We start from the raw sequence: 12,654 nt of genomic DNA, 5'->3' as shown, positions 1-12,654 counted from the left end.
GTGTCGGGCCTCACGTCTCGAACCCTTCATCCGGTGCCATTTTTAAGCACGCCAATCCACACGTTTTAAAAATAAAACCATTCTGCTTGTGAATTAAAAAGCCCCCGGCGTTGCTCCTGACCTAGAACTTCAACGTTAAGTTGAATTTAACGTTTTTACAGGCTTTTTTAAAAAGCGTTCTCCCCCCAATTGTTCTATCCTATAACCCGCATGGAATGCACAGCATCGGCAGGGAACTGGCCGGAAGAAGAACATTGAAATCAGGAGTCAGGACTCATGGCTGTAGGGATCAGAAGCGGTGCATTTTCTCGCTGGCTGGCGCCGTTTATCGCACTGCTGGTCGTTTTCCAGCTCACGGCATGTGGCGATAAAGAACCGGAACAACGCAAAGCCTTTATCGATTATTTGCAAAATACCGTGATGCGCAGCGGGCAAAACCTGCCATCGCTGAGCGAAGATCAGAAACAACGTTTTGGTAATTACGCGAATGACTACGGCATTATTTTGTCATTCTCCCGTCAGATGAAAGGCGCTGTCGATGGCAGCTTCGTGCCAGTGGTCAACGCAATCGGTCAGGTGCGCACACCGCAGGATTACATGACGCAACGCGGTGCGCTGCAACAGGCGGCCGGTACGCTGAGCCTGCTCAATGCACAGCTGCGTGACTCGAAAGTGAAGGCCGATACCGCGATGGCTGCACTGAAACAGCCGGACGATCTGAAAGCGGTTTACAGCCAGGTGTACAGCACCGTAGTGACGCAACCCGCTAACGTGCTGACCCCGCTGGTGCCTGCGCTGCAAAGCTTCACGCAGGATATCGTCTCTGTTGGTGATTACCTGCAACAGCAGGGCGCTCAGGTGGCATTCGCCAACGGCGGCGTGCAGTTCCCGACGCAGCAGCAGGCGACGCAGTACAACACCATGATGTCGAATCTGGTGGGCAAACAGCAGACATTGCTTGAGGCGCAGAAAGTCGCGCAAGGCGATTTCAGCCGCTAAGCCGGTTAAAAACGATTTATGTTAAGCCACGCGATGTCTGCGTGGCTTTTTTATTGTCTGAAGCGAATGCAATCAGGTGAATCAGATCTCCATCACAAATTAAGACAATAATATAAAAATGAATTCTGTGGATTCATTCACAATTAGCCTGTTGCTTTAATTGTTCGTTTATGAAAATGACGTTATTCGTGTGATCTTGGTTGGATTTTATTATCGCCATGACAGTTTTTATAATGTCGGTCACAAATCCTTGCCGGTTTGATTAAATCCATTTCAAAGAATATGCTCATGAAAGTAAATAATCATCGATAAAATAAGGATGAGTTATGTCGTCATTAATGGATTTTTTCGAACGTGAAAGTATTGCGATATATTCTTCCGCTGAAAACTGGTCTGAGGCGATAGATTTATCGATGGGAAATCTTCTGCAAAGAAAATATATTACGCCGGACTATATTCAGGCGATTAAAGAGACTACCCGTGAAATCGGCCCTTATTATTTGCTTGCCCCTGGCATTGCCATGCCCCATGCAAGGCCGGAGTGCGGTGCGTTAGGTACGGCGCTGAGCCTGACATTGCTGCGCGAAGGCGTCAGCTTTGATGCTGAAAGCCCGCCGGTTCGCTTGCTTATCGGATTAGCCGCGAAAGATTCTGATTCACATATTGAGGCAATTCAGGCGTTAAGTGAAATGCTTTGCGAAGATGAAGTTATTGATGAATTACTCAATGCAAATAATTCAGAGGAATTAATTAATATCATTCAGCGTTATTAGTTTTATCCTAACATCACACAGGATTTTAATATGGCTAATAAATCTATGCGCGCCAGAGTGCAGGCTTTTGGCGGCTTTCTGACGGCAATGGTTATTCCTAATATAGGCGCATTTATTGCCTGGGGTTTTATTACCGCGTTATTTATACCCACCGGATGGACCCCTGATCCGCACTTCGGTCAGCTTGTCGGCCCGATGATCACCTATTTATTGCCGCTGATGATTGGCTCAACCGGCGGCCATTTAATTGGCGGAAAGCGCGGCGCGGTAATGGGCGGGATCGGCACCATGGGCGTCATTGTCGGGGCCGATATTCCGATGTTCATCGGCGCAATGGTGATGGGGCCGCTGGGGGGATATGTCATCAAAGTCGTCGATAAGGCGCTCGAGAAGCGCATTCCGGCGGGCTTTGAAATGGTCATCAATAATTTCTCCCTCGGCATTCTCGGCATGTTGCTGTGCCTGCTGGCCTATGAAGTGATCGGCCCGGCGGTAATGGCCGCCAATAACGTGGTGAAAGAGGGCATTGAGGCGCTGGTGGCGACCGGTTATCTGCCGCTGCTGTCAGTGATTAATGAACCGGCCAAAGTGCTGTTTCTGAATAATGCGATAGATCAGGGCGTTTACTATCCGCTGGGCATGCAGGACACCGCCGTCGCCGGAAAATCGATTTATTTCATGGTGGCCTCCAATCCCGGCCCCGGTCTGGGCATTTTGCTGGCGTTTTCCCTGTTCGGCAAAGGGCTGAGTAAAAAGTCTGCGCCCGGCGCGATGATCATTCATTTTCTCGGTGGCATCCACGAACTGTATTTCCCGTATGTGCTGATGAAACCGCTGATGATTATCGCCATGATTGCGGGCGGCATGACCGGCATTTATGTGTTCGAGCTGTTCGGCGCGGGGCTGGTGGCGGGGCCAAGCCCTGGCTCTATCTTTGCCTATCTGGCGCTGACGCCGCGCGGGGGCTTTCTGGGAACCTGCGCCGGCGTGCTGGCCGGTACGGTCGTCTCTTTTGTCGTCGCCTCAGCCATCCTGAAACTGGATAAATCGCCTGCGGAAGACACGTTTGCGGATTCTCAGGCCGCCAGTAAAAAGCGTAAAGCTGAAGGTAAAAGTGCGGTGCAGCCGGTCACCGGCAATATCCGTCTGATTGCGTTTGTCTGTGATGCGGGAATGGGATCGAGTGCGATGGGCGCGACAACGTTTCGCAAAAAGCTCGAAAAAGCAGGCTTTGCGATCGAAGTGAAGCACTACTCCATCGAAAACATTCCGGCCGACGCGGACATTATTGTCACCCATGCCAGCCTCGAAGGCCGTGCGCAGCGGGTGACCGATCAGCCATTGATTCTGATAAAAAACTATCTCGGCGACCCGGCGCTTGATGCGTTGTTTGCCGATATCACTTCCCCGGTTCAGCAAGGAGCAACAGCATGAAAACCAACGTCGCCGCCATTTACGGAAAAAAAGATGTGAGACTGCGTGAGTTTGAACTGCCGGACATCACGGATGACGAATTGCTGGTGAGCGTCGTCTCGGACAGCGTTTGCCTCTCGACGTACAAAGCGGCCTTGCTGGGCGGCGAACATAAACGTGTGCCGGAGGATATCGCCGAACATCCAGCCATCACGGGGCACGAATGTGCGGGTGTGATTGTGCAGGTGGGCAAAAATCTCAGGAACCGGTTTGAAGTGGGAAAACGCTTCGTGCTGCAACCGGCGATGGGGCTGCCGAGTGGCTATTCCGCTGGTTACAGCTACGAAACTTTTGGCGGTAACGCGACGTACATGATCATCCCGAAACTGGCTATCGATATGGGCTGTGTTCTGCCGTACGAAAGCCGCTATTTCGCCGCTGCGTCGCTCGCCGAGCCGATGTGCTGCATTATCGGCGCGTATCACGCCAGTTATCACACCACGCAATATGTGTATGAGCATCAGATGGGCATCAAAGCGGGGGGGAATCTGGCGCTGCTGGCGTGCGCGGGGCCGATGGGCATTGGCGCGATTGATTATGCGATCAACGGCGACGTGCGCCCGGCGCGGATTGTGGTGGTGGATATCGACGAGCAACGGCTGGCGCGCGCAGAACAGCTTTTACCGGTGGCGATGGCGGCAGAAAAAGGCATCGAGCTGGTGTATATCAACAGCAAAACGTTGCCAGATCCGGCGGCGGCTTTGCGCGAAATGACCGGCGGCGCAGGCTTTGATGATGTATTTGTGTACGCGGCGGTGGCGGAAGTGATTGAACTGGGGGATGCGCTGCTGGGCGAGGACGGTTGTCTGAACTTCTTTGCCGGGCCGACCGACAAAAATTTCAGCGTTCCCTTCAATTTCTACAACGTTCACTACGGTTCGACGCATATTGTCGGCACGTCCGGCGGCTCGACCGGCGACATGGAAGAGGCGCTGGCGCTGACGGCGGCCGGGCATATTCAGCCATCCTATATGATCACGCATATCGGCGGTCTGGATGCCGTTCCCGACACGGTGCTCAATCTGCCGCATATTCCTGGCGGTAAAAAGCTTATTTATAACGGCATTTCCCTGCCGCTGACCGCCATTGACGATTTTGCAGAATTAGGCAAAACCGATCCGCTGTTTGCCCGGCTGGCGCAGGAGGTCGCACCGACGCACGGTGTCTGGAATGAACAGGCGGAACGCGTACTGCTCAGCCACTTTGGTGTTTCCACCGGGCTGTAATATCATCGATTCTCCTCATTAAAAACGATGGTTAAGGGAAGGATGACTGGATTAACTGAAGATCAGGTGCTGGAGACGCTTTCCGCCCGGACGAACCTCAATGATTTTCTGAATGCCGCGAACGCTATTTTACTCAGCGGCATTAAACAGTTCCTTCCTCATCTCTTCATCAATAATGACGAGGATATTCGCGAATTTGCCGTCAGGCCGTTGCTCGCCAAATCAGGCCCGCTCGACAGCATAGATGTTTCCCTGCGGCTGATTTATGCCCTGGGGAAAATCAAAAAATCCGTCTATGCCGATATTTTGCTGTTTTCTCAACTGGATGAGCATCTCAACGCACAGGCGGTGATCGTCGAATTTCATGACGACACCGCGTATGAATTCGTTAAGAACTTACGTTGCGTAACGGATAACCCGCTGATGTTTCAGTCGATTGAGAAAATGAAATATGCCGGTTTTGAGATCTTCAATACTGCGCGCTATGGCGGTCTGGTGAAAACGGCGTTGTCGCTGGCCGTGACGGATTTACTCAAGGAACTGACCTATGAACGTGACGCTGACCATTAACGGGCTGATCACGCAGGCGTTTTTCCCACAGCACGATATCGGGCAGTTACATCTTCCCCTTTTACAGCGTTTTTCCGCGCAACAACGTCAGTTACATCGCCCGCTGATTGTGTTTCTGGTGGCACCGCCCGGTACCGGTAAATCGACGCTTTCGGCGTTCTGGCAAACGCTTTCCACGGAGACGGCAGGACTGGTGCCGGTCCAGACCTTGCCGATGGACGGTTTCCATCGCCGCAATGCCTGGCTGGACGCGCATCACTTACGTCAGAAAAAAGGCGCCGCAGAGACATTTGATGTGGATAAATTGCGCGATGCCCTGATCGACTTACGCACGCCGGGCAGTCGCTGGCCGGAGTACAGCCGGACGCTTCATGAACCGGTCGAAGACGCGATTCATGTCACCGCGCCGGTGCTGATTGTGGAAGGAAACTGGCTGTTGCTCAAAGATGAAGGCTGGCGGGAACTGGCCTCATATTGCGATCTGAGTATTTTTATTCATGCCAGCCCGGACGACCTTCGCGGGCGGCTGATCGACCGTAAAATTCGGGGCGGCCTTACGCCGCAGCAGGCCGGTGATTTTTATGCTGCCACTGACGGGCCGAATGTGACGCGGGTGCTGCAAGACAGCAGGCAGGCGGACATCATGCTGGAGATGACGTCAGACGGCAGCTATCACATGCAGGTTTATAAAAAATGACAATTTTTAGCCTGCAAAGCCGGTGGAATTCCTCTACTTTTGAAGGCAACTGTCCCTTTTTCCCGTATTCACTTTAAGGATGTTTAATGAAACGTCAGACGATGACTTTGCTGGCTTCCCTGATACTGGCTCCGACGCTGGCAACGGCTGCCGACAGCGCGACCGCCGATTTCACCCCTGCACAGCAGGCTGCGATTGGTAAAATTGCAGCGGATTACCTGCTGCAACACCCGGAAATTCTGGTGCAGGTCAGCCAGAAGCTTCAGGCGCAGCAGGCCGATCAGCAGCAGGAACAAACCCTGAGCGCGGTGCTGGCAAACGCCAAAACCCTGACCAGCGATCCGGCGACGCCAAGCTATGGCCCGAAAGACGCGAAAGTCGCGTTTGTCGAATTCTTCGATTATCAGTGCCTGTACTGTAGCCGTATGGCACCGGTGGTTGAACAAACCGTGAAAGCGAACCCGAATGTGCGTTTCGTCTTCAAAGAGTGGCCAATCTTCGGTGACCGCTGGAAACCTTCCATCACCGCCGCTGAAACCGGTATGGCCGTGTGGAAAGAGAAGGGCGCGCAGGCGTATTTCGATTATCACAACAGCATTTACCGCACCGGTCATGACGAAGGCAAACTGACCGATGCGGATATCGCAGGCGCAGTGAAAGCAGCAAAAGCCACACTGCCGACCGAGGCACAACGTAAAGCCACGCACGAAGCCATCGCCGCTAACGACGAACTGGCCCGTACGCTGGGCTTTAGCGGCACGCCAGGTTTTGTCGTGATGCCAGTCAGCGGTGCCACCGCAGAAAACACCACCGTGCTGCCAGGCGCTGTGTCTGCCGACGATTTACAGGCAGCCATTGTGAAGGCGCAGGGCGGGAAGTAAGACATTAAACCCGGCGTCGCAAGGCGTCGGGTTTTCCCGCACTTACATTAATTAAAAAAATGAACGGCTACTTCTGGCTATATCCTCGAAAGACTCCTCTTTAAATGATGCCTTTTTGGGTGAAAGTGACCCGGGTCGCCTCATTTAAATCCATATCTTTCATTAATTCAGGAAGTACCCAGATGACCTCCTGAAATTCTTCGTTGAACGTAATATTACGATTTCCACTTACACAGTCGAATATAAGATAAATCATGTAAATTTCTTCGGTCGTGCCATCGGGGTAAGTTTTTATTCGGGTATCATCACGAAAAGCCCATGGCTTAATGTCAGTGATAATAAGTTCTTCTCCTAACTCCTCCATGATTTCGCGCCTGAGAGCGAGTTCAATGGTTTCGTCAGGTTCTAGCCCTCCGCCAGGCAGAGCCCATTGCCCAGGAAAAACCCCGCGATCATTGGCCATTTTACAAAGTAGAAACTCTTCTTCATTTTGTATTACAGGGCACACAATTATTCTCTGGCGCATTATTTCTCCTTAATAACACTGTTTTTTGAAAAACTTTATCAGAAAAGATGTCAGTTTCATCAGGAAATTCTTCTGGCCGGACTCCATGTATTTCGTCGTTATGGAGATAAATCAGTGAATATTCCACGGGGTAATATATGCCTCATATTGTGTTTTGCTGATACATTCAGCCTTAAACATGAAATTAATAAAGATGTGATCCTCAAGGCGGGAGCGTTCCATGACCAGATTGAATCCCTTATCCACCCATGACTTTATAATTAGCGCGCGCTGTATCATGAAATTAAGCTGGATAAGATAACCGTAGTTTGCCGTATCTTCTAAAAGATAAGGTAGGAGAGAATGGTGAACGCTTTTTCCGTCTATAACGCTTGTATGCGAATCTTCCTTAAACAAACACGCAGATAACCTCTTCAGAAAGGTGCTTTTCCCTACTCCCCCCTTGTAATTTTCTTTCAACAACCCTCCCGTAAACTCATTTCTGCGCGGTTCGGACACGTCTGAATGCTTTTTAAGCGAAATACACAAGTTCGTCGGAAAATACTTTGTGACGAATATCACGTTTTAATGATAAAGACTCGTTAACAAATGGTGACTCAAGTCACATTTTTAGTGGTAGCAAGCTTAAATTATCGCCACTGTAGCCGGGTTACAGGGTGTTTTTGTGATGGCGATCACCAAAAGGCAGGGGGTGGTGAGGGTATACGTGTGATCTGCGTCACGGGATGTCGGGTGGGTACGCGGGGCCTATAATCACGTGGTAGAGTCCGCCTCGCAGACAGCAATTCGACGGACGGATTTTTAAAGCAGTGGCACAAAAACCGAATTAACCGTCACCGATAATTAACTGATATCACGCGCTCTATTGTCAGCGCGTATCAATAGGGGTGCGTTTTATGTTTTCACCAGACGTTAAGATCAAAGTTCAAAACTTTGGTCGCTTCCTGAGTAACATGGTAATGCCCAACATCGGCGCGTTTATCGCCTGGGGTATCATTACGGCTCTGTTCATTCCAACCGGCTGGATCCCAAATGAGACGCTAGCGAAACTGGTTGGCCCGATGATCACTTATCTCCTGCCACTGCTCATCGGTTACACCGGTGGTCGTCTGGTCGGCGGTGATCGCGGTGGTGTGGTCGGTGCAATCACCGTGATGGGTGTGATCGTCGGCGCGGATATGCCGATGTTCCTCGGTGCGATGATTGGTGGCCCGCTGGGCGGCTGGTGTATCAAACGCTTTGACCGTTGGGTTGACGGTAAAATCAAAAGCGGCTTTGAGATGCTGGTTAACAACTTCTCAGCCGGTATTATCGGTATGCTGCTGGCAATCCTCGCCTTCCTGGCGATCGGTCCGCTGGTAGAAGCTCTCTCTAAAGTGTTGGCTGCCGGCGTGCACATCATGGTTATTCATAACCTGTTGCCACTGGCCTCTATCTTTGTTGAACCGGCGAAAATTCTGTTCCTCAACAACGCGATCAACCACGGTATCTTCTCTCCGCTGGGTATCCAGCAGGCGACTGAAACCGGTAAATCTATCTTCTTCCTGATCGAAGCGAACCCAGGTCCGGGTATGGGCGTCCTGATGGCGTACATGTTCTTCGGTCGTGGCAGCGCGAAGCAATCTGCTGGCGGCGCGGCAATCATCCACTTCCTGGGTGGTATCCACGAAATTTATTTCCCATACGTTCTGATGAATCCACGTCTGCTGCTGGCGGTTATCCTGGGCGGTATGACTGGCGTGTTCACCCTGACGCTGCTGAACGGCGGTCTTGTTTCTCCGGCATCTCCGGGTTCTATCCTGGCGGTTCTGGCGATGACGCCAAAAGGCGCGTACTTCGCCAACATCGCGGCGATCGTGGCAGCCTTTGCGGTATCCTTCGTGGTTTCTGCGCTGCTGCTGAAAACCACCAAAGCGAAAGACGGTGACGATCTGGACGAAGCGACCCGTCGCATGCAGGACATGAAAGCCGAATCTAAAGGCGGCAAACCTTCAGCGACTGGCGTAGCGGGCGACCTGTCTACCGTACGTAAAATCATCGTAGCCTGTGACGCCGGTATGGGTTCCAGCGCAATGGGTGCCGGTGTGCTGCGCAAAAAAGTGCAGGATGCGGGGCTGACCAATATCAGCGTCACCAACAGCGCCATCAACAATTTACCTGATGACGTGGATCTGGTGATTACCCACCGTGACCTGACTGAACGCGCTATGCGTCAGGTGCCGCACGCTCAGCACATTTCGCTGACCAACTTCCTCGACAGCGGCCTGTACACTGATCTGACTTCCCGTCTGGTGGAAGTGAACAAAGCCAGCCAGTACAAAGAGAAAGTGACCACCACGCTCGGCGACAGCATCGTGGCTGACCATGACAACGAAAACCTGTTCCGCATGAGCGAAAGCAACATCTTCCTCGGCCTGCAGGCGACCACAAAAGAAGAAGCGATTCGCTTTGCCGGTGAGCAACTGGTGAAAGGCGGGTATGTTCAGGCAGAATATGTTGAAGCGATGCTGGCCCGTGAGCAGCTGACTTCCACGTATCTGGGCGAATCTATCGCGGTACCACACGGCACCATCGAAGCGAAAGATCGCGTACTGAAAACCGGCATCGTGTTCTGCCAGTATCCGGCGGGTATCCGCTGGGGTGATGATGAAGATGATGCCGCGCGTCTGGTTATCGGTATCGCCGCACGCAATAATGAGCACATCAACGTGATCACCAAACTGACCACTGCGCTCGACGAAGATGGCGTCATCGACCGTCTGGCAAACACCACCAGCGTTGACGAAGTGCTGAGCATTCTGCGCGGTTAAGCCTTAAGTAAAAGCAGTCACAGAGCGTCACTCAGCGGGTCTTACGAGACCCGCTTGTTGATTCGGAGCCGGGCGGCTCCCCAGCTTTACCTACTTATAGCCCCCGATTTGAAGGAAATATTATGAAAGCACTACATTTTGGCGCAGGTAACATTGGCCGCGGTTTTATCGGTAAATTGCTGGCAGATGCCGGTATCGAACTGACTTTTGCCGATGTCAGCCCCGTGCTGCTGGACGCGCTGAACAGCCGTAAAGGTTATGACGTACACGTGGTCGGCGAACAGGCCACCGTTGAGACGGTCAGCAACGTCAGCGCAGTCAACAGCGCCGGCCAGGAGGCGATTAATCTGATCGCTGAAGTTGATCTGATGACCACCGCCGTCGGCCCGACCGTACTAGAAAAAATCGCGCCAAACGTCGCCAAAGGTCTGGTGCTGCGTCACCAGCAGGGCAACGAAAAGCCGCTGAACATCATCGCCTGTGAAAACATGGTGCGCGGTACCAGCCAGTTCAAACAGCACGTCTTCAATGCGTTGCCGGAAGAAGAAAAAGCCTGGGTGGAAGCGCATATCGGCTTCGTCGATTCCGCCGTAGACCGCATCGTTCCGCCAGCCGCAGCCGGCACCACCGATCCGCTGGAAGTGACGGTGGAAACCTTCAGCGAATGGATTGTCGATAAAACCCAGTTCAAAGGTGCATTGCCGGATATCGGCGGTATGGAACTGACCGACAACCTGATGGCGTTCGTCGAACGTAAACTGTTCACGCTCAACACCGGGCATGCCATCACCGCATACCTCGGTCAGCAGGCAGGCCATGCGACGATTCGTGATGCCATTCTGGATGAGAAAGTGCGTCTGATTGTGCGCGGTGCAATGGAAGAAAGCGGTGAAGTGCTGATCCGCCGTTACGGTTTTGACCCGGAAAAACACTTCGCTTACATTGAAAAAATTCTGACTCGTTTTGAAAACCCGTACCTGCACGATGACGTGGAGCGCGTTGGCCGTCAGCCTCTGCGTAAACTGAGCGCGGGCGATCGTCTGATCAAACCGTTGCTGGGCACGCAGGAATATCGCCTGCCGCACAATAATCTGGTTATCGGGATTGCCGCTGCGATGCGTTACCGCAGCGAGCAGGATCCGCAGGCGAAAGAGCTGACCGAATTGCTGGAGAAAGTAGGGCCGAAAGCTGCCCTTGCTCAGATTTCCGGGCTGCCGGAAGAGGGCGAAGTGGTCGCCGAAGCAGTAAAAATCTACGAATCCATGCACTAATACTGCGTTCGTTTTGATTTCGCCAATACCAGGCAAAGAAAGCCCTGTCGGGCAGGCAGTGACTGCCCGACATGTGCGTTTCAGGGATGACGCCAAGGGCGTTAAAAGTATCCGTTCTTTATCGCAAGAAAGCCCAATGGAAAAAGCTCAGGCATTTGAAAACCGTGTTCTTGAGAAGCTCAATGCGGGTAAAACCGTACGCAGCTTTTTGATGACCTCCGTAGAATTGCTGGCCGAAGCGCTGGATATTCTGGTGGTGCAGGTTTTCCGTAAGGACGATTACGCGGTGAAATACGCCGTTGAACCCCTGCTGACCGGCACCGGTCCGCTGGGCGATCTCTCCGTGCGTCTTAAACTGATTTACGCGCTGGGGGTGATCAGCCGTCATGAGTATGAAGATGCGGAATTACTGATGGCGCTGCGTGAAGAGCTGAATTACGACGGCGAAGAGTACCGTTTTACCGATGATGAAATACTCGGTCCGTTTGGGGAATTGCACTGTGTGACGGAACTGCCGCCCGCCCCCATGTTCCTGAAACCGGGCGAAGCCGACGAATCGCTGATCGCCATGCAACGCCAGCGTTACCAGCAAATCGTCCGCTCAACCATGGTGCTTTCTGTCACCGGGCTAATCGCCCATATCAGTAATCAGCAGCCCTCAAGACTTTCGCCCGTTCAGAAGTAATTTCCTCAGATCATGGCATGGCGCACTTCGCCCACCAGCAACCACAGCGCGGTTAAGGCCATCATGCCGCCCATGATCGTATTGAACATTTTCAGCTTCCATTCCACACGTAACGCCTGACGTAACCTGTCACCCATCACCACCCACACCAGAATGCACGGCAGATTGATCAGCGCGAAGCCGACACAAATCAGCAGCGTATGATGCAGCATATTGCCGTCCGGCGGCGTGAACAGAATCGCCACGTTGGTTGCCATCAGCCAGGCCTTCGGGTTCACCGCCTGAAATAACGCGCCGCTGAGCAGGTTCATCGGCTGTTGTTTTTCGCCTTCTTTTGGCGAACCTGAACGGTAAATTTTCCACGACAGCCAGAAAAGATAGGCGCAACCCACGGCCGCCATCGGCAGGCGTACCGCGTTCATCCAGCTGAGTAAGATCGCCAGCATGGAGGTCATCAGCGCGCACTGCACCACGCAGCCCAGCGTGATACCGACCATCATGGGCACGCTGCGACGCAGCCCGAAATTCACCCCGGAGGCCGCCAGCAACAGATTGTTCGGGCCGGGCGTAATAGACATCACGGTGACGTAACTGACAAAAGCGGTATCGATCATTTTATGTTCCTGCATCCCCTGTTTTCCAGATAACCAGAGTAAACAGTGAACAGCAAAGGTAACAGAGCCAGAAATACGCTATTGTCAGGGTTACAGATTGCATAAATACACACTGTGCCCATCACTTTT

Annotated in this window: 13 protein-coding genes; 10 read left to right on the top strand and 3 right to left on the bottom strand. The window is 52.5% G+C overall.

The features are described from left to right. The first annotated feature begins 276 nt into the window (after window positions 1-276). The 7 genes from ABSH60_RS09390 to ABSH60_RS09360 all read left to right on the top strand — a co-directional run bounded on the left by ABSH60_RS09390 (window position 277) and on the right by ABSH60_RS09360 (window position 6,619). A complete protein-coding gene (locus ABSH60_RS09390; RefSeq protein ID WP_056775880.1) occupies window positions 277-999 on the top strand; it encodes a DUF3053 domain-containing protein in 723 nt (240 codons plus the stop codon). A 326-nt stretch (window positions 1,000-1,325) separates the two neighbouring features. Beyond that, the gene (gene cmtB, locus ABSH60_RS09385) at window positions 1,326-1,772 is read left to right on the top strand and encodes a PTS mannitol transporter subunit IIA (RefSeq protein ID WP_056775878.1); all 447 of its coding nucleotides are present in this window, start codon (window positions 1,326-1,328) and stop codon (window positions 1,770-1,772) included. 30 nt (window positions 1,773-1,802) lie between these two features. Continuing rightward, window positions 1,803-3,206 (top strand): mannitol-specific PTS transporter subunit IIC, encoded by a 1,404-nt coding sequence (locus ABSH60_RS09380; RefSeq protein ID WP_390973714.1) that lies wholly within the window; start codon window positions 1,803-1,805, stop codon window positions 3,204-3,206. Beyond that, complete coding sequence (locus ABSH60_RS09375; RefSeq protein WP_390973712.1) at window positions 3,203-4,471, top strand: zinc-binding dehydrogenase; 1,269 nt, start codon at window positions 3,203-3,205, stop codon at window positions 4,469-4,471. The genes ABSH60_RS09380 and ABSH60_RS09375 overlap by 4 nt, the downstream gene beginning before the upstream one ends. Window positions 4,472-4,513: 42 nt before the next feature. Next, complete coding sequence (locus ABSH60_RS09370) at window positions 4,514-5,041, top strand: MltR family transcriptional regulator (protein WP_390973711.1); 528 nt, start codon at window positions 4,514-4,516, stop codon at window positions 5,039-5,041. Then, the gene (locus ABSH60_RS09365; RefSeq protein WP_390973709.1) at window positions 5,019-5,738 is read left to right on the top strand and encodes a nucleoside/nucleotide kinase family protein; all 720 of its coding nucleotides are present in this window, start codon (window positions 5,019-5,021) and stop codon (window positions 5,736-5,738) included. The genes ABSH60_RS09370 and ABSH60_RS09365 overlap by 23 nt, the downstream gene beginning before the upstream one ends. 86 nt (window positions 5,739-5,824) lie before the next feature. Then, window positions 5,825-6,619 carry a DsbA family protein gene (locus tag ABSH60_RS09360; RefSeq protein ID WP_056775870.1) on the top strand — a complete coding sequence of 265 codons (795 nt, stop codon included), beginning with the start codon at window positions 5,825-5,827 and terminating at the stop codon, window positions 6,617-6,619. A gap of 100 nt (window positions 6,620-6,719) precedes the next feature. Here the strand turns inward: ABSH60_RS09360 and nudI are convergent, their stop codons facing one another. Both nudI and ABSH60_RS09350 read right to left on the bottom strand, forming a co-directional pair. After that, window positions 6,720-7,145 (bottom strand): nucleoside triphosphatase NudI, encoded by a 426-nt coding sequence (gene nudI, locus ABSH60_RS09355; protein WP_390973707.1) that lies wholly within the window; start codon window positions 7,143-7,145, stop codon window positions 6,720-6,722. Between the two features lie 111 nt (window positions 7,146-7,256). After that, window positions 7,257-7,643 carry a deoxynucleoside kinase gene (locus ABSH60_RS09350; RefSeq protein WP_390973705.1) on the bottom strand — a complete coding sequence of 129 codons (387 nt, stop codon included), beginning with the start codon at window positions 7,641-7,643 and terminating at the stop codon, window positions 7,257-7,259. A gap of 398 nt (window positions 7,644-8,041) precedes the next feature. On the opposite strand from ABSH60_RS09350, the gene ABSH60_RS09345 reads away from it, so the two are divergent. The 3 genes from ABSH60_RS09345 to ABSH60_RS09335 all read left to right on the top strand — a co-directional run bounded on the left by ABSH60_RS09345 (window position 8,042) and on the right by ABSH60_RS09335 (window position 11,911). Next, entirely contained in the window at window positions 8,042-9,955 is a 1,914-nt protein-coding gene (locus tag ABSH60_RS09345; RefSeq protein ID WP_056775864.1) for a PTS mannitol transporter subunit IICBA, read from the top strand. Window positions 9,956-10,077: 122 nt separating this feature from the next. After that, on the top strand, window positions 10,078-11,226 hold the full coding sequence (locus ABSH60_RS09340; RefSeq protein WP_122097155.1) for a mannitol-1-phosphate 5-dehydrogenase: 1,149 nt from the start codon (window positions 10,078-10,080) through the stop codon (window positions 11,224-11,226). 136 nt (window positions 11,227-11,362) lie between these two features. Next, window positions 11,363-11,911 carry an MltR family transcriptional regulator gene (locus tag ABSH60_RS09335; protein ID WP_390973702.1) on the top strand — a complete coding sequence of 183 codons (549 nt, stop codon included), beginning with the start codon at window positions 11,363-11,365 and terminating at the stop codon, window positions 11,909-11,911. A 5-nt stretch (window positions 11,912-11,916) separates the two neighbouring features. Here ABSH60_RS09335 and ABSH60_RS09330 read toward each other — a convergent pair whose 3' ends face one another. Then, window positions 11,917-12,525, bottom strand: coding sequence for a LysE family translocator (locus ABSH60_RS09330; protein WP_122097578.1), 609 nt, complete (start codon window positions 12,523-12,525; stop codon window positions 11,917-11,919). Window positions 12,526-12,654 lie beyond the last annotated feature (129 nt).

Origin of the sequence: Rahnella sp. R3(2024) (assembly GCF_042920125.1) — a bacterium.
Classification (GTDB): Bacteria; Pseudomonadota; Gammaproteobacteria; order Enterobacterales; family Enterobacteriaceae; genus Rahnella; species Rahnella rivi.
This window is presented reverse-complemented; position numbering and strand designations above follow the sequence as displayed.